This window comes from Streptomyces sp. NPDC001732 (genome assembly GCF_053596315.1).
On record NZ_JBSFFY010000095.1, the window covers coordinates 1 to 16,651 of the forward strand.

General features: G+C 68.2%; 11 protein-coding genes and 5 pseudogenes. 10 read left to right on the top strand and 6 right to left on the bottom strand.

Going from position 1 to position 16,651, the window contains the following annotated elements:
• Nucleotides 1-964 precede the first annotated feature (964 nt).
• Nucleotides 965-1,171 (bottom strand): annotated as a pseudogene (locus ACWCXX_RS37785) (IS110 family transposase); the annotation flags it as partial.
• Nucleotides 1,172-1,668: 497 nt separating this feature from the next.
• Between ACWCXX_RS37785 and ACWCXX_RS37790 the strand changes: the two are divergent.
• Nucleotides 1,669-1,849 (top strand): annotated as a pseudogene (locus ACWCXX_RS37790) (IS5/IS1182 family transposase); the annotation flags it as partial.
• Nucleotides 1,850-1,888: 39 nt separating this feature from the next.
• Here ACWCXX_RS37790 and ACWCXX_RS37795 read toward each other — a convergent pair.
• On the bottom strand, nt 1,889-2,293 hold the full coding sequence (locus ACWCXX_RS37795; protein ID WP_114242338.1) for a RidA family protein: 405 nt from the start codon (nt 2,291-2,293) through the stop codon (nt 1,889-1,891).
• Nucleotides 2,294-2,754: 461 nt separating this feature from the next.
• Between ACWCXX_RS37795 and ACWCXX_RS37800 the strand changes: the two are divergent.
• Nucleotides 2,755-3,585, top strand: a pseudogene (locus ACWCXX_RS37800) (IS5 family transposase).
• A 311-nt stretch (nt 3,586-3,896) separates the two neighbouring features.
• On the opposite strand, the pseudogene ACWCXX_RS37805 reads toward ACWCXX_RS37800, so the two are convergent.
• Nucleotides 3,897-5,068 (bottom strand): annotated as a pseudogene (locus ACWCXX_RS37805) (serine hydrolase domain-containing protein).
• Nucleotides 5,069-6,043: 975 nt separating this feature from the next.
• Between ACWCXX_RS37805 and rpmF the strand changes: the two are divergent.
• From rpmF to ACWCXX_RS37830, 5 genes are all read left to right on the top strand, one after another.
• Nucleotides 6,044-6,229: a 50S ribosomal protein L32 gene (gene rpmF, locus ACWCXX_RS37810; protein ID WP_451135381.1), complete on the top strand. Its 186-nt coding sequence runs from the start codon at nt 6,044-6,046 to the stop codon at nt 6,227-6,229.
• Nucleotides 6,230-6,258: 29 nt separating this feature from the next.
• Complete coding sequence (locus ACWCXX_RS37815; RefSeq protein ID WP_451135383.1) at nt 6,259-7,341, top strand: radical SAM protein; 1,083 nt, start codon at nt 6,259-6,261, stop codon at nt 7,339-7,341.
• A 28-nt stretch (nt 7,342-7,369) separates the two neighbouring features.
• Nucleotides 7,370-8,977: an ABC-F family ATP-binding cassette domain-containing protein gene (locus tag ACWCXX_RS37820; protein ID WP_451135385.1), complete on the top strand. Its 1,608-nt coding sequence runs from the start codon at nt 7,370-7,372 to the stop codon at nt 8,975-8,977.
• A 370-nt stretch (nt 8,978-9,347) separates the two neighbouring features.
• Nucleotides 9,348-10,361 carry an alpha/beta hydrolase gene (locus ACWCXX_RS37825; RefSeq protein ID WP_451135387.1) on the top strand — a complete coding sequence of 338 codons (1,014 nt, stop codon included), beginning with the start codon at nt 9,348-9,350 and terminating at the stop codon, nt 10,359-10,361.
• A 105-nt stretch (nt 10,362-10,466) separates the two neighbouring features.
• Nucleotides 10,467-10,676 (top strand): hypothetical protein, encoded by a 210-nt coding sequence (locus tag ACWCXX_RS37830; RefSeq protein WP_351635649.1) that lies wholly within the window; start codon nt 10,467-10,469, stop codon nt 10,674-10,676.
• Between the two features lie 246 nt (nt 10,677-10,922).
• Here the strand turns inward: ACWCXX_RS37830 and ACWCXX_RS37835 are convergent, their stop codons facing one another.
• Nucleotides 10,923-12,302, bottom strand: coding sequence for an erythromycin esterase family protein (locus tag ACWCXX_RS37835; RefSeq protein WP_451135390.1), 1,380 nt, complete (start codon nt 12,300-12,302; stop codon nt 10,923-10,925).
• Nucleotides 12,303-12,681: 379 nt separating this feature from the next.
• On the opposite strand from ACWCXX_RS37835, the gene ACWCXX_RS37840 reads away from it, so the two are divergent.
• The gene (locus ACWCXX_RS37840) at nt 12,682-13,884 is read left to right on the top strand and encodes an IS110 family transposase (RefSeq protein ID WP_451135392.1); all 1,203 of its coding nucleotides are present in this window, start codon (nt 12,682-12,684) and stop codon (nt 13,882-13,884) included.
• A gap of 6 nt (nt 13,885-13,890) precedes the next feature.
• Here ACWCXX_RS37840 and ACWCXX_RS37845 read toward each other — a convergent pair whose 3' ends face one another.
• Complete coding sequence (locus ACWCXX_RS37845; RefSeq protein WP_451135394.1) at nt 13,891-14,226, bottom strand: hypothetical protein; 336 nt, start codon at nt 14,224-14,226, stop codon at nt 13,891-13,893.
• Between the two features lie 294 nt (nt 14,227-14,520).
• Here ACWCXX_RS37845 and ACWCXX_RS37850 point away from each other — a divergent pair, with 294 nt between their 5' ends.
• Both ACWCXX_RS37850 and ACWCXX_RS37855 read left to right on the top strand, forming a co-directional pair.
• Nucleotides 14,521-14,796: a hypothetical protein gene (locus ACWCXX_RS37850; RefSeq protein ID WP_451135396.1), complete on the top strand. Its 276-nt coding sequence runs from the start codon at nt 14,521-14,523 to the stop codon at nt 14,794-14,796.
• Nucleotides 14,797-14,935: 139 nt separating this feature from the next.
• Nucleotides 14,936-16,058 (top strand): annotated as a pseudogene (locus ACWCXX_RS37855) (IS630 family transposase).
• Nucleotides 16,059-16,076: 18 nt separating this feature from the next.
• On the opposite strand, the gene ACWCXX_RS37860 reads toward ACWCXX_RS37855, so the two are convergent.
• Complete coding sequence (locus tag ACWCXX_RS37860; protein WP_451135398.1) at nt 16,077-16,514, bottom strand: hypothetical protein; 438 nt, start codon at nt 16,512-16,514, stop codon at nt 16,077-16,079.
• Between the last annotated feature and the right edge of the window lie 137 nt (nt 16,515-16,651).

Genomic DNA, 16,651 nt, shown 5'->3' on the forward strand with positions numbered 1-16,651 from the left:
CGCAGAATCCAAATCCGGCCCCACCTGATCGACGGCTGCCTCACCGCCACGGGCCTGGCTATCAACCCACCGACCCCACCCTGAAAACCTCAGTAACCCCGCTCCAGGCATCCGCGGCACAAGCCCGTCCCCCGATTGCCACGCCACCGTCTCCGCCACCAAAACCGCTGGTATCACCATGAACTGTCTCGCCTTCCCACGTAATCCGGAGTCGAGACGTGATTCTGGCACGGCCCACCGACAGTGATTCGTCATCGGGGGAGTGCGCCAGCCGTCCACAGAGGCCCTGCTACTGCCGTGGGCTCCGATCTGCTGGAAGTGCGTCGCTTTGCTGGCCAGCAGGAGCCACTGATCACCATGGCGTGGCCCAAACTGAAGACAAGGCACTGAAGCCAGCGGTTGCAGCCGGCCCAATGAGCGCAGGATCCGGCTCGTACGGGGCCCAGCGACCGGTAAGGCCATCGCCGATGGACCGATCCCGCCCCTTCACGGAGAACGTGAAGAATCGCCGATCGGTCAGCGCCGGCTGGTCCGTCGAGTTTGGGATCCTCCCGGTCCCACGACGGCAACGCCCGCCCCAGCGACAGCTCCCCGACCCCGCACACAGCGCCCAGCGACTGCCGGGCCGCCGCGTCCAGCAGCACCTCCCCATCCGCACGTACGGCCCCGCTCTCATGACGGGGCCGGTGGTTCACCGCCTGCCAACGAGCCAGGAACGACTGCTCCTCCATTCCGTAGCAAGCAGCGATACGGCACAGAAAGGAGAACGTCGTCTCCCCGGCGAGAGGAGGCAGCCGTAAGACCCCAGCATTCACCGCAACCGCCCTGCCGTGCCCGCCGTCCACTGCATGCCGAGGGCATCGAGTTCCGCCCGCCGCTGTTCGGGGAGCTTCCCGGCGCGTTTGCGGACGTTGTCGATCCACGTGCCGAGCTTGACCACCACGACCCCGTCAGCGCCCACCTGCGCGCCGATCGATGCGGGCTGGTCGACCACGACGAGCACGGTCCCGTGCTTGGTCTGAAGCTTGGCGAACACCTCGCGCAGTTTCGGTTCGCTGTTGGGCAGGCGCTTGTCGAACGCCTTCTTGCCGGCCGGGGTGACGGCGGTGGCGTGGTGTTCGCCCTTGCCGACGTCCAGACCGAGGTAGACATCGATGTCACCAGTGTCGATCACGTGCGTCCTTCAGTCGTGCCCCCCGGCCGTCCGTCGGCACCGATCGCCACATCCACATTACGAAGAGCCTCCCTGCCTCCCGAAGGAGTCGGTGGTCATGCCCCTAATCAGCGGTCTGTCAGTGCCTCTGGGACCGGTGACACCGCCCCCCGGGCCATACGTTCCAATGCCGTTGCTTTTGGGGCTGGCAGGGCGTTGGGCTGTTCGTGTTGGTGTCGCGTCTAGAGCGGCTGGGTTTGGGGATCTTGACCTGGTCCTGTCCGCCTGAGTTGGTGGACCGGGTTGTTGCCGAGGCGGGGTGCGTGGAGAAGCGTCGTCGCCTGTAATGAGGTGTAGCGGTTCTGGGGCGTCAGGCGCCTGAAGCTGGAGTCTCGCAAGGGGGGACGCAACCCTAGTGATCCCTGACTCTGTCACGGAGTGATCAAACCGACCCCAGGTCGCCCTGCCACGCGACAGGCTCACCATCGTGCCTCGCCTCTTCCAGCGCCGCCCTACGCCCCAGGGGCGCGCATTACCAGCAGTTCAACCGCGACCACGCCCGGCTGAGAGCCCCGGCGAACGCGCCTTCGCCCAGTTGAGAGCCTGGCGGCTGCTACGACGAGCTAGATGCTCCACCCGCCGTATCAGCACCATCGTCCCAGCTGTCCACCGCTGCTGACCTGCAACTATTCAGGTCGAAAGAGGTTCACTGAAGGAATCAGGCCGGCCTCCTCCCTATGGCTTCACATCGAGACGCACGAGCGCGCCGATCTCCACGAGTTGGTCCGGCAGTGCCAAGTCGGAAACGCCCATGACCGTGCTGGCAGGCCGGTGCTCCCCGAAGTACTCGGCGTGGAGGCGTGCTGTCGTGTCGAAGTTCTCCCGCAGGTTCCTCACCAGAACCGTGGTCTCCGCTATCTGGCTACGCTCGGCCCCGAACTGCTTCAGCACCAGGTCCAGATTCTCCAGCGTGGTGCGGACCTGCAGTTCGAAGTCGCCGGCACCCACGAAGTTGCCGTGACGGTCATGAGACAGCTGCCCCGACACATAAACCGTGTCACCGACCTGAGTGGCCTGACTGTACCCGTACAACGACTCCCACGGCATGCCGAACCCGAATGCCTTCACCTGAGAACTCATGACTCACTCCCTTGATACAGCGCGCGGGACCGTCAGTTGCAGGCAGTCCCCTGCACGCAGAAGTTACAGTTCCGTACAAACGATGCTTGTCTGGCAGCGAAGTCGAAGTGTTCTCTGCGCGCACAAACTTGGCTGCAGTGGGCCCCTTCGGTCAATGAGTGGAATCACCACGCCGACGACGAGGCGCACTGCCTCGTCGCCACACCCGCCGGCCAGCCTGTTTCTGGTGATCGGCGTCGTTTTGTCGGTTGGGGTTCGGCATTGCTTTGTCAGTGGGTTGGTGGTGTGTCCTGACTTTGGGTGCGGGGTGCGGGGTGCGGGGTGCGGGGTGCGGGGTGCGGGGTTCTGACAGCGGATGCCGATGAGTGACTGTCGTTTTCGCCGGGGTGTGGTGGTCGGTTTCCTGCTGATTGCTAGGCAGTGTCTTCAAATGATCTTCGGTGGTGGTTCATGGTGTCGTGATACGTCGCCATGAACTGTCCGATGTCGAGTGGGAGTTCGTCCGGCCGCTGCTGCCCGAGTCGTTGCGGGGGGCGGAAGCGGCTGGACGACCGGCGGGTCCTGAACGGGATCGTGTGGAAGTTCCGGACCGGGACCGCCTGGCGGGACGTGCCTGAGCGTTACGGGCCGTGGGCCACGCTGCACACCCGTTTTCGCAGGTGGGCGACGGACGGCACGTTCGACCGGATGCTGCGGGCCGCCCAGGCGAAAGCGGACGCGGCGGGCGGCATCGAGTGGCTGGTGTCGGTCGACTCCACGGCCGTCCGGGCCCACCAGCATGCGGCCGGGGCCCGAAAAGGGGGCTTCGCGACCCGGCCCTCGGCCGGTCCAGAGGCGGCCTGACCAGCAAGATTCACCTGGCCTGTGACGGCAGGGGCCGCCCGCTCGGCTTCGTCGTGACGGGCGGCAACGTCAACGACTGCGCCCGGTTCACCGCCGTGATGGAAGCGATCCGGGTGCCCCGGATCGGTCCCGGGCGGCCCCGGGTCCGGCCCGGTCACGTCCTGGGCGACAAGGGCTACAGCTCGAGGGCGATCCGCGCCTGGCTCCGCCGCAAGGGCATCGCCCACACGATTCCCGAGCGGGCGGACCAGGTCCGCAACCGGGCCCGGCGAGGCAGCCGCGGAGGCCGCCCGCCGGCCTTCGACCGGGAGGTCTACAAGCACCGCAACGTCGTGGAACGGTGCTTCCACCGCCTGAAGCAGTGGCGCGGCATCGCCACCCGCTACGACAAGACCGCCGAGTCCTACAAAGCGGCCGTCGCCCTCGCATCGCTCCTGATGTGGGCGTGACATTTGACGACAAAACCTAGGACGCGACCCAGGGCAGGATCCAGGGCGCGACCCGGGGCGCGACCTGCCGGGAAGGTCACCGGCCACGCCGGGCCCGGACGTTGTCCGCGATGCCGTCCGTCGGTTGTCCGCGCGTTGTCCGCAGACAACCAGCAGACAACGCCCGGACAACATCGCGGACAACCTCTGACCTGGGAAGACAAGTCAGACAACCAAGTCTGCGGTACCCCCTCTCAGCCCGGAATCAGGGTGAACGGACCGCCTGGCGGCGCCGGGTTACGCCGCCGGCCTGGCGGACGCCCGGGGGCCGCTCACGAGTGCTTCCGTTCCCCCTGGCGGAGCAGGGCCTCGACGATGCGCTGGGCGACGGGGTTCCCCGATGAGCCCTTGGCGTTCGTGGAGTTGACCGAATAGACCAGCGTGCGGCTCAGGTCCGCGGTGGCGGCGATCTGCGTGCTGTAGCCGTAGCGAGCGCCCGACTTGAGCCAGTAGACCGTGTTCCCGTACTCGAACCGCTGGAGTCCCGCGCTGTAGGTGGCGTCGCCGATCCCCGGCGGGAGGGTGAACATCTCCCGCAACTGGGGCTGCGGCACGATCCGCCCCCGGAACAACGCCGTGACGAGCCGTTCCAGGTCCGCGGTCGTGGAGATCATGTCGCCGGCCGCCCAGCGGTCCGCCTGGTTCCACTCCGTCACGTCCACCAGCCGACTGGTCCCGTCCGGCCCCGGCACTGACTCGTAGCCGCGGTTGTGCGGTCCCCGGATGCGCGGATCGGTCCCCGGGAAGTACGTGTCGCGCATACCGGCCGGACGAAGCACCAGCCGCTCGGCCGCAGCGGCGTACGACTGCCCCGTCACCTTCTCGATCAGCATGCCGAGGATCGTGTAGTTGATGTTCAGATACTCCTGTCGCTCACCCGGGTCGAACGCGGGCCCCTGAGCCACCGCCGACGCCACGACCTGCTCGGGTGTCAAGATGTCGAAGCGGTGCGCGTACTGGTCCTCGAAGTCGTCGCCCCAGCCCTCGCCCGGCTTGATGCCGCTGGTGTGGTTCAGCAGCCGGCGTACCGGGACGGGTTCGAACGCGGGGGTCAGCAGCCCGGGGAGATAGCGTTGCACCGGCGCGTCCAGATCGACCCTGCCCTGTGCCGCCAGCCGCAGCACGACCGCCGCCGTCACCACCTTCGTCGTCGAACCCGCCCGGAAAAGGGCACGGGGGTCGGCCGCCCGGCCGCTCACCAGGTCGTGCACTCCCGCACTGCCCCGCCAACTGCCGTCCGTGCCCCCGACCCGTACCAGCGCGGCCGTTGCGTCGGCATCGGGCAGACCGGAGATGGCCGCCCGCAGAGCATCGGCGTCGGGGCCGCTCACCGCCCGCGTGACCGCCCCGGGGGCGCGGCGGAGGCGGGAGCCGCCAAAGGCCCGGCCGTGAGGGCGAGCATGATGGCGGCGGTGAGAACAGTGCGGGGCGCACGCGGACGCATGAGCGCTCCTCGATGGTGTCGGTGCGTGATCGTCGATCATCCTGCGGCCCGCGGGCCCCCGCCGGGATCGTCCACGAGGAGGGCATCCGCCCCGGCCCTGACCCGGAAGCGCCCCCGGCCCGGCCCCGGAAGCCGTCGGGGTCGGCCCCCTGGTGGGCGGAGACGTCGCCGACGGACGACGCCCTGTTCGCCACGACCGTCGAGGAGACCGACTCCCTGCCAGAGGCTTCGGAAGACTAGGAGTGTTTCGGCTTCGCTTGCTACTTCGCCGGGGCCTTCCCCGCCGTCTTCTTTCCGGGTTTCGTCTCGTGGACGTCGGCGTGCTCGCCGGTCTCGCGGCGGGCCCGCGACGTCGACTACAACCCCGCCCGCGGTTGGCGCAGGCCGATCTCTGGTGCGCCGTGGACCCTCTCGCGCACGGCGGCGGCTCCGGCTTGGTGGCCGGCGTGGGGGCACAGCACGACCATCGAGCACGTACTGATGAAGAGCCGAGGCAGGTCCGGACCGCCGGCTCCTGCACACGTCACTGACGGACACGGCTGCGTACTGACCGGCAACGCAAGGCTGATACGATGGCGGGCATGGGACTGATTGAGGTAGACAGGTTCTAGCCACCGAACTGCCGGTGGCTTTCACTCGTGTGGGCGTCGTCCACATCGGTGAACGATCGTTTCTCGACGCACGCGCGTGAGTCCGCCCTTCCGGGCGTTGACACCGCCGCGTGAATCTCGCCGGCACGTTCGCATCGCATCGCACCGACCTTGGTCCCGGGTGCATGACTGCGAACGCGCGACTACGACCTGCTGAGAATGCAACCTCCTCCTGCCCGGCATTCGGGCAGCGGCTCCCATGCCGCAGGAGCGTGGCTCTTTGCCAGTTCCACTCGCACCTCTCGCCGCATCGACACACGGCCCCGTGGTCGGTTGTCCTGCCAGTTCCGCTGGCTCACACAACCCGTTCACGAATGGCATTCCCATGCAACATCGCACCTCGCGTTCCCGCACTCGTCATCGTCGAGCGCACTGGAAGACCGGCGCTCCGGTCCTTGCCACCTGCACGAATCCCGCCTGCGGCAAGGCCACGCCCTCGCATCGCGCCTGCCATCACTGCGGCTTCTACCGGGGGCGTGAGGTCTTGCCTCCTACCGGTGGTGACGCATGAGCACCGTCCTGACCCCAAGGAGCCGTTGGATGCGCATTCGCGATCACCTCGCGCAGACGGGCATGCCCGCATTCCGGTTTCACCAGCTCATCACCGCGTGGCAGAGCTCGACGGCCGAGACCTTCGCCGATGTCCACGCCCTCCCGGCGCGCCTTCGCGGCGAGCTCGCGGAGCGGTTCGGGCCGCTGCTGCACCCGCTGACTCCGCTGGAGGTGCAACGGGACGAGCAGGTCGAGAAGGTGCTGTTCGCATCGGACGGCGGAGCGCGGATCGAGACCGTTGTCTCGCACTATCGAGCCGGATGGGACTCCATGTGCGTCTCGTCGCAGGCCGGATGTGGTCTGGGCTGCACCTTCTGCGCCACTGGGGCGGTCGGCCTGATACGCAACCTCACAGCGGACGAGATCGTCGCACAGGTGATGCATCCACGTTGGACGCGCACGGGCCTGCCGAGGCCGGCCAGCGTCGCGTTCATGGGCATGGGGGAGGCCCTTGCCAACCCGCATGTGTTCGACGCGCTGACGCTGCTGACGGACGCCGCCTACGCCGACATGTCCGCGCGACGGGTCACAGTTTCCACGGTCGGGTTCGCACCGAATCTCGCCCGCCTCGTGGATGAGCACCCGCAGGTGACGATCACGCTCTCGGTGCACTCGCCGTTTCCGCAGGAGCGGGCGCGGATCATCCCGCTCGAGCAGACGTTCCCGCTCGCGCAGAGCCTCGACATCCTCGACCGGCACGCTGCCACGCGTCGTCGCAAGGTCTACCTGGCCTATCTGCTCATTGCCGGCGTCAACGACAGCGACGACCACCGCGCTGCCCTCGCCGAGCTGGTCCACCGGCGCTCCAGGCCCGAGCTGTTCCACGTCAGCGTCATCCGTTACAACGAAGCGGTCGGCGCGGCGCCGGAGTATCGCGCACCGTCCTCGACCCGCGTGGACGAGTTCGTGCGCGGGCTCACCGCGTGCGGCGTGCACACGACCAGACGGCGCCAGTTCGGCACGGGCATCGAGGCCGCCTGCGGGCAATTGCACGCGAGGTATTTCGCCACGCCTTCCCCGGGGGCTGCCTCAGCCGACACAGAACTGATCCCCGTCACGCCCGTCGGTTGACGGACGAGAGAAGAGAGAAGCACTGACTATGTCTACGAAGTCCGCCGTCGTGCTGCGCGATCTGACCTTCGAGTGGCCCGAAGGCACCGTCGCGCTCGCCGGTGTCAACGGCACCTTCACTGCCGGTAGAACCGGGCTGATCGGCCGCAACGGCGCCGGCAAGTCCACTCTGCTCCGGCTCATCGCCGGTGACCTGCGGCCGACTGCCGGGCAGATCGACACCGTGGGCGAGGTCGGCTACCTGCCGCAGACGCTCACACTGCGGCAGGACACCACCATCGCCGAGCTGCTCGGCGTCCACGAGATCCTCGACGCGATGAAGGCGATCGAGTCCGGCGATGTCGACCAACGCCACTTCGATGCGATCGGTGACGACTGGGACATCGAGTCCCGTGCCGACGAAGCACTGCACCAGATCGGGTTCTCCGCCGCAGACCTCGGCCGCCGCGTGGCCGAGGTCTCCGGCGGAGAGGGCATGCTCATCGCGATCACCGGGCTGCGCATCCGTCGCACTCCGATCACTCTGCTCGACGAGCCCACCAACAACCTCGACCGCGCCACGCGCGCCAAGCTCGCCGAGTTCGTCGACCAGTGGCCCGGGACGCTCGTCGTCGTCAGCCACGACCTCGAACTGCTGGAGCACATGGACAACACGACCGAGCTCTACGGCGGCACCCTGGACACGTTCGGCGGCCCGTACAGCGCATGGAAGGAGCACCAGGAGCAGGAGCAGGCGGCCGCGGCGCAGGCCGCACGCTCAGCCCAGCAGGCGCTCAAAGTCGAGAAACGGCAACGCATCGAGGCGGAGACGAAGCTGGCGCGCCGTGAGCGGACTGGGAAGAAGACCCAGAAGGACGGCGGCATCCCGAAGATCCTCGCCGGCAACCGCGCCAGCAAGGCTCAGGCATCCGCGGGATCACTGCGCTCCACTCTCGACAACAAAGTCCAAGCCGCACAGGCCGCCGTCGATGTTGCGGACGCGCGCGTCCGCGACGAGGAGCACATCCATCTCGTCCTGCCCGATCCGGACGTCCCACGAGGACGACGGCTGGCGGAACTGGAGGACGAGGGCCGAACCGTGGTGATACAGGGCCCGGAACGGGTGGCGCTCGTCGGCGCGAACGGCGCCGGGAAGTCGACCCTGATCGAGCAGCTCGTTCAGCGTGCCGAGCCGACTCCGGGGCGACCGCGCGGCCGCCTTGTCACCGAACTCATCGGTTTCCTCCCGCAACGTCTCGATGGGCTCGATGATGACGCCAGCGCGATGGAGAACGTACAGGCTGTCGCCCCAGGCACGCCGGCCGGCACCATCCGTAACCAGCTTGCCCGGCTGCTCCTCCGCGGTGACAGCGTGGACCGCCCCGTCCGCACACTCTCCGGCGGGGAGCGATTCCGGGTCTCGCTCGCCCGGCTCCTCCTGGCGGCGCCGCCTGCCCAGATGCTGATCCTGGACGAGCCGACGAACAATCTCGACATCGCCAGCGTCGAGCAACTCGCCGAAGCCCTCGACGCGTACCGCGGCGCGCTTCTCGTCGTCAGCCACGACTTCGCGTTCCTCGAACGGATCGGCGTCGACACCATCATCGAGCTCGACGGAAACGGACGGATGCATCAGCGCCGGGACCTGGGCATCTGACCGTCCGGGATCGGGCACTACGACAAGCGGGCCAGGAGGTGGGTCGTCACATGACTGCCCCGCCTCCTCGTTCGCACGCCGTTGTCACGCGCCGATCCACGCGCGCCATCACGCGCTCACCGTGACGTGGGGCCGTGGCGTACGGCTGGGTGAGCCCCGTCTTCGTCTGTGGGGTCCGCCATCTTCCACGGCGAGTTCGGTGAGTGTCAGATACGGCTGGGTGACCTGGCGGTGCTCGGCATCAACACCCTCTGCGGCAAGCCAACCGATCAGCCGTTTCCTCAGTCACGACGTCGTACCTGGATCACGGCACTGCACTGCCCGCTCAATTCCGAGATCTTCGGCGAACACATCGAGAGGAAGAAAGAGTATGAACAGCAACCGAGATCAGACGCGGCTCACGGCGCCGCCCGTGCCCTTCGCCCTTGAACTCAACGCGGAGTTGGAGAACCTGGGCACGCCCCAGGAGAACGCGCCGACGTCGGCCGACGATATCCCCCGGTGGCGTGCGCAACTCACCACGACGGACCCTTCACTCGAGGAGCTGCGCGATCACGGCAGGTTCGAGATCCAAGAGTTCCTCGCCCCCGGTCCGGACGGAGCACCGGACGTCTCGCTCCTCTTCGCACGCCCCACCGGCCTACGCCAACAAGCGCCGGTCATCTACCACATGCACGGCGGAGGCCTGATCGGCGGATCCAACCGCACCGGAATGCAGACGATCCTCCACGAGTGGGCTGAGCCCCTCGAGCTGGCGGTCGTATCCGTCGGCTATCGGCTGGCACCTGAGCACCCGTACCCAGCGGCGATCGAGGACTGCTACGCCGGGTTGATGTGGCTCGCCCGCCATGCCGGCATGCTCAGCGTGGACCGCCAACGTGTCATCGCCGTCGGCGGCAGCGCCGGCGGAGGCCTCACGGCTGCTTTGGCCCTGATGGCCCGCGACCGAAAGGGTCCCGCCATCCTTGGCCAGTTGCTGATGTGTCCCATGCTCGACGACCGCAACGACAGTCCCTCGGCACACCAGATGACCGGACTGGGAGTGTGGGACCGCCGTGCCAACAGCCTGGGTTGGACCGCTCTTCTCGGCGAGAAACGGGAAAGCTCGCAGGTCTCGTACTATGCCGCGGCCGCCCGCGCAGCGGACCTGTCCCGGTTGCCGCCCGCCTATGTGGACGCCGGTGCCGCAGAGACCTTTCGTGACGAATGCATCCAGTACGCGACGCGCATCTGGCAAGCCGGCGGAGATGCCGAACTGCACATATGGTCAGGCGGCTTCCACGGCTTCGACCAACTGGTGCCACACGCTGAAGTCTCCCGAGACGCCCGCCGGACCCGCTTCCGTTGGCTCTGCCGTCTGCTGAGACAGTGTCCTGTGCGGTGAGCCGGAGAAGTCGCTCGTAGCAGCACAGTGTTGCGGCGAGGCTGGGAAGGGCCAGGTCATTGCAGGGGAGGCGTTCGCAGTCTTCGAACGAAACGGAGATCTATCGTGTCTTCGCGTGCCCTGCGCGTCCTGCTGATCCTGACCCTGCTGCTGGTCCTGGTCGTCGTCATCGGCCTGGCGATGGGCGGACTCGCCTACATGACGCACCAGCACCCCACCCTCGCCACGCCGCTGACGGTCGCCATGGGTGGTGCGACGCTCCTGGTGACGTGCCTCGGCGCCGCCGTTGCCATCGCAGCCCTCGCCACCCGATGACGACGCACACATGCTCCCCCCGGGCCGGCCCCGCCGCGCCGCGGCTCGGGAGCCGAGCCCCCCGCACGGGAGGTGCGCCCGGGGTCGCATCTACGGGTCAACGTAGCGGTGCTGCTCGCGGTCATCATCGTGTTCCGGCCGCGCCGCCGTACCGAGGCGCGCAGTCGGCTGGACGAGAAGTTCACGGTGATCATCGTCCTGGCCCTGGGCGTGCTGAACTTCAGCAGCTCCCGCGTGGGCCCGGTGCTACTTGAGCATACGGGCCGCCTCCACCCGCTGGAGGTGGATCACGACGTCGTACGACTCCGCGAGCCGGATCTGCGGGGCGTCCGCGATCCCGGGGTAGGCGGCGCCGATGTTCTTGATGGTGTGCGGTGCGGCGAGCCAGGCGCGGGCCGCCGCCGGGGCGTTGCGCAGGTCCACCACGAAGTCGCGGTACCGTACCCGGTCGAGGGTGTGCTCGGTGGTGCCGGGCGCGGCCGGGCCGACGGTGAAGCGGTGGACGCCGCCGTCCTGGCCGAGGGCGTTGAACGAGCCCCGGTCGAAGGTGAGGCCGACGCTCAGGTAGCCGCTGCCCAGCTGCTCGCGGAGGAAGTCGCCCTGGACCTTCGGGTAGGCGTCGGGGATGTAGGTCTTGAGGGCGATGTGGCCGTTGTGGGCGGCGAGCAGGATCTTGTCGCCGGTCTGCTGCTGCCACCAGGCGACGTTCTCCGCCATGATCCGGTCGCGGTAGAGCATGGCGCCGGTGGTGCCCTGGGGGTCGTCCAGGTCGAAGGCGAACAGCGTGGTCATCTGGTGGATCGCGGTGGCGTGCTGGACGGCCCAGGCGTGCGCGTCGGCGTCGGCGCCCGTGCCGGGCCGCTGCTTGAGCAGGTCCACCGCCCGGCCGGTCCGCTCGGCGAGCTCCTTCCGTTCAGCCATCGGCTTCGACAGGTAATCATTGACATACGTCTCGGCGTCGGTGGCGGGCCGCAGGCCCCGGTACAGCTCGGTGAGCCGCGGGGCGAGTTCGGGGCGGGCCGCGGCCGCGTAGGCGTTCACCTTGTCGTACAGCTCGGCACCGGCGAACCCGCCGTCGTCGCCGACGAAGCGGACCGGGTCCTTCGGGTGCTTGACGTTGTACGCGCGCATCCACTGGAGCAGATCGCGGTACTCGGCGTTGTTCCAGAACCGGTAGGTGCCCTGGAACTCCTCGTCCATGATCTGCTTCAAGTCGCCCTCGCCGCGCGTGAGGTAGGCGTCGAGCCGCAGTCCGGTGCTCCACGGGGCTTCGAGTGCGAAGGCCCGGAAGCCCTTCTCCTCGACCAGGTACCGGAAGACCCGGTGCTTGACGGTGAAGAACTCGTGCGAGCTGTGAGTGGCCTCGCCCAGGCCCACCACCCGGGCGTCGCCGACCATCCGGCCGAACGGGCGGAGGTCGGCCAGGCTGCCGCGGGGCTCGGTGGTGCGCAGCGGGTGGGCCACCCGGCCGAGGGCCGCCTCGGGGGAGCCGAACGCGGCGGCGTCGGCAGAGGCCGATGCGGCGGCCGGGGCAGGCGGGGTGGCGGCGAAGGCGGCCGGGGCGACGGCCAGGGTGGCACCGAGCGGGACGAGCAGGGCGGCGAGCAGGGCCTTGTGCGTGTTCATGGGCCCAACTCTCGCCGCGCGGGGCGCCCCGGACCATCCACTGCGCCCCCCGATCGGCCCGGGGGTTAGCCCCACCCGTCGATGGGCTGGGATTGGGACCCCGGCCCCGGCCGCCGCGCCGCAGGCCCGAAATAGGGGCCCGTTACCGTCTTTGTGGCTCCGCAATGGGGCTACCGGCCTTCGGGTCCGGCATGACTTCCCCCCCTTGTTGCGGTTGATGATCCGGGGGGTGGTGTCACCGGGCCCGGAGGCATCGACGGACCGCTGATGAGGGGCTTGAGCACCGGCTTACCCAGGCCGGAAGAGCTCTCCGTAACGTGGATGTGGCAGCTCGATGCCGAGGCAAGGCCGGACGAAAGCGTGATGGAGGGGCCTGCATGTGATCGACACCGGCGACATCGACGTCTTCCTCGGCCTGGACGTCGGCAAGAGCGAACACCACGCCACCGCCGTCACCCCGGCCGGCAAGAAAGCCTTCGACAAGCGCCTGCCCAACACCGAACCCAAGCTCCGCGAACTGTTCGCGAAACTCCAGGCCAAGCACGGGACGGTGCTGGTCGTGGTCGACCAGCCGGCCTCGATCGGGGCCCTGCCGCTGGCGGTCGCCCGGGACATGGGCTGCCCGGTCGCCTACCTGCCCGGCCTGACGATGCGACGGATCGCCGACCTGTATCCCGGTGAGGCCAAGACCGATGCCAGGGACGCGTTCATCATCGCGGACGCGTCCCGCGCGATGCCCCACACGCTGCGGGCGATCGATAGCGAGGACGAGACGATCGCCGAGCTGGAGATGATCGTCGGATTCGACGACGACCTCGCCGGGGAAGCGACCAGGGTCGCGAACCGGCTGCACGGGCTGCTGACCCAGATCCACCCGTCGCTGGAACGGGTGCTGGGGCCCAGGTTGCAGCACCCGGCGGTGCTGGCCTTGCTGGAACGCTTCGGTTCACCGGCCCAGATCCGCAAGGCCGGCAGGCGCCGCCTGGTCACCCTGCTACGGCCGAAGGCTCCGAGGATGGCCGAGCGGCTGGTCGAGGACATCTTCACCGCGCTGGACGAACAGAGCGTGGTGGTGCCCGGAACCGACGCGGCCGCACTGATCGTCCCGAGCCTCGCCGGATCCCTCGCCGCCGTCCTTGACCAGCGCAAACTCCTGGCCGGGCGGATCGAAGAACTCCTGGATGACCACCCTCTTTCCAAGGTCCTGACCTCGATGCCGGGCATCGGAGTCAGGACCGGCGCACGAATCCTGATCGAGGTCGGCGACGGCAGCACCTTCCCCACCGCAGGCCACCTCGCCGCCTACGCCGGACTCGCCCCAGCGACCCGCAGTTCCGGATCATCGATCCGCGGCGAACAGCCCTCCCGCAGAGGAAATAAGCAGCTCAAACGGGCCTTTTTCCTCTCCGCGTTCGCCGCCCTGGGCGACCCCGCATCCAGGACCTACTACGACAAGAAGATCGCCCAAGGTAAGCACCACACCCAGGCCCTGCTCTGCCTCGCCCGACGCAGGGCCGACGTCCTCTTCGCGATGCTCCGCGACGGAACCTTCTACGAGTCCCGGCCTACCGCAGTGGCATGAGATCGCTCACGACTCGCGCTGCATGGATGTCGAGAGGGGCAACTCGCAGTCGAACTCGAAAGTCTCTACGGCGGCGTCAGCGGGGAACTCCGGGTGGTCGTGCCAGATTCCAGCCAAGGCGACCAGCAGGTTCCACGAGGCGGTTGCATGCAGCTCCGTCTCCCCTGAGTGCTCAGCCGGAGAGTTTCGGTGGAAGATCACCGCCGCGATCTGTTTGTTCGCGGCCAGGCGCAGGGCTGCGGCCGTGCGTCGGGCTTCGCCTTGAAGCGGAGCGGTTTCGGGGATGCGTGCCGACACGAAGCCGACCAGCCGTGCGACCTGGTCCTCAGTGATCCGTTCCACTCATACCCCCTGCGGCTAGCAACCCTACTCACCTGCGACGGCGCCAACTATCGCACCGGGCTGTGACACCACCACGGGCGACGAGAGCCCAGACAGCTTGACCAAAGAGATAGGGGCACGTTCCGGCGACGTCGCGGAGCTGATCACTCGCCGCCTCACCACGCTCACCCACAGCGGCCTGACGGCCCTCGACGAGCCCACGGTGCGCGCCGTGGTCCGCCAGGCCGTCCGCGACATCCGCGCCGCCCCGCCCCCGCCGCCCGAGAACCCGCCGGCGGCTCCCCGCTCCCAGCGTTGCGCCGCGTCGTCGACGACCCGGCCGCCAGCACCCACGCGATCGGCGAGCTGCTCCTCGAAGTCGCCCCCGCCTACCTCTCCGATCACCAGGCCGCCGACACCCTCGCCCTGTTCTGCGACGAGATCGGCATCGACCTCGACCACGGCCTCGCCGCCCGCCGCTACGCCCTCACCTCAGAAGGCGCTGTTGTATCGAACTTGATGGACGTGTTTCCCCAGGTCAGGCATGACGTCGAGGTCGGCGAGGGAGGCTCGGGCTGTCGTTTTGTCTAGTCTGTGGAGGTGCGAGATGGCGTCGGTCGTGGGGTTGCTGGAGGACCGCGAGCTAGTGCTGTGACCGCATAGGTTCGCCGGGTTGGTGGTCGTGGCGGTTGGATGTGCGGTGACATCCGATCCGATCGCTAGAGGCGCGGTGGCTGAGCCTGTCCGTGTGCGCAGACTGACCGGCCAGGAAGGGCAGAAGCTGCAGCAGATCGTGCGCCGGGGAAGCACGAGTTCGGTGCGCTACCGGCGGGCGATGATGCTGCTGGCTTCGGCCGGCGGGAACCGCGTGCCGGTGATCGCACAGCTGGTACAGGCCGACGAGGACACTGTGCGCGATGTGATCCACCGGTTCAACGAGATCGGGCTGGCCTGCCTGGACCCTCAGTGGGCGGGAGGCCGTCCCCGCCTGCTCAGCCCTGACGACGAAGACTTCGTCGTGGCGACGGCCACCACTCGCCCGGCCAGGCTCGGCCAGCCCTTCACTCGCTGGTCGTTACGCAAACTCGTCGCCTACCTGCGCAAAGTCCACGGCCGGGTGATCCGGATCGGCCGCGAGGCCCTGCGGTGCCTGCTCGCCCGCCGCGGCGTGACCTTCCAGCGGACCAAGACCTGGAAAGAGTCCGCCGACCCCCGAGCGCGACGCCAAGCTCGACCGGATCGAGCACGTCCTGGAGAGCTTCTCCGACCGCGTACTCGCTTTCGACGAGTTCGGCCCGCTGGGCATCCGCCCCACCGGGGGAACCTGCTGGGCTGGGCAGGGCCGCCCCGACCGGGTCCCGGCGACCTACCACCGCACCCACGGCGTCACCTACTTCCACGGCTGCTACTCGATCGGCGACGACACCTTGTGGGGCGTCAACCGCCGACGCAAGGGAGCGGCCAACAGCCTGGCAGCGCTCAAGTCCGTCCGGGCCGCCCGCCCAGACGGCGCCCCGATCTACGTGATCCTGGACAACCTCTCCGCTCACAAGGGCACGAAGATCCGCCGGTGGGCACAGAAGAACAAGGTCGAGTTGTGCTTCACCCCGACCAACGCCTCCTGGGCCAACCCGATCGAGGCGCACTTCGGGCCGCTGCGGCAGTTCACCCTGGCCAACTCCCACCATCCGAACCACACAGTCCAGACCCGTGAACTGCACGCGTACCTATGCTGGCGCAACGCCAACGCCCGTCATCCCGACGTCCTGGCCGCCCAACGCAAAGAGCGCGCACGCATCCGCAGCGAGAAAGGCATCCGGTGGGGAGGACGGCCCGCAGCCACAGCCGCATGAGGATCTGGCCGCCGCGGCTCAGCCCTGGCGACAGCGGGCAATGAGCTGTGAACCCCCAGCGGTGAGCAACTGCGGCATGAGCCGACGCAGCGCAGCCGCATGCTGATGGACTCGCTTAAGCGTGGCTCGCCGGGTCGGGGCCGAGCCGGGAACGTCTTGAGCGGGACCGCATCCGCTCACGACATACAACTCGTCCAGCCATACTCCTCTGGCCCTCACGCCGTCCGATGCGACCGGGGCGACCAGCGTCGTCACCATGGGCTCGTGCCCGTCCAGGAACCAGACCTCCACGTCCAGGCCGACGCTGTGGAAGACAAACCCATGGTCAGTCTGCTCCGGGCCCGAAAAACCGGCCTCCTCGACCAGGAACGCGAACTCAACGCCCACCTCCGCCCGGAACGCCTCGGCCAGACCCCCCTGATTCCCCATTCTTCGATACTCCGAGATCGTCAGCACCAGCGGAAGACCCCAACCCGGCGAACCTATGCGGTCACAGCACTAGTGCCGCATCAGGCAACGTTCGCCCTCAACGAGGTCAGGGGCGACGTGTCCTCAGATGGGCGAATAACAAGGGCTCGGTCAGCCGAGGTTGT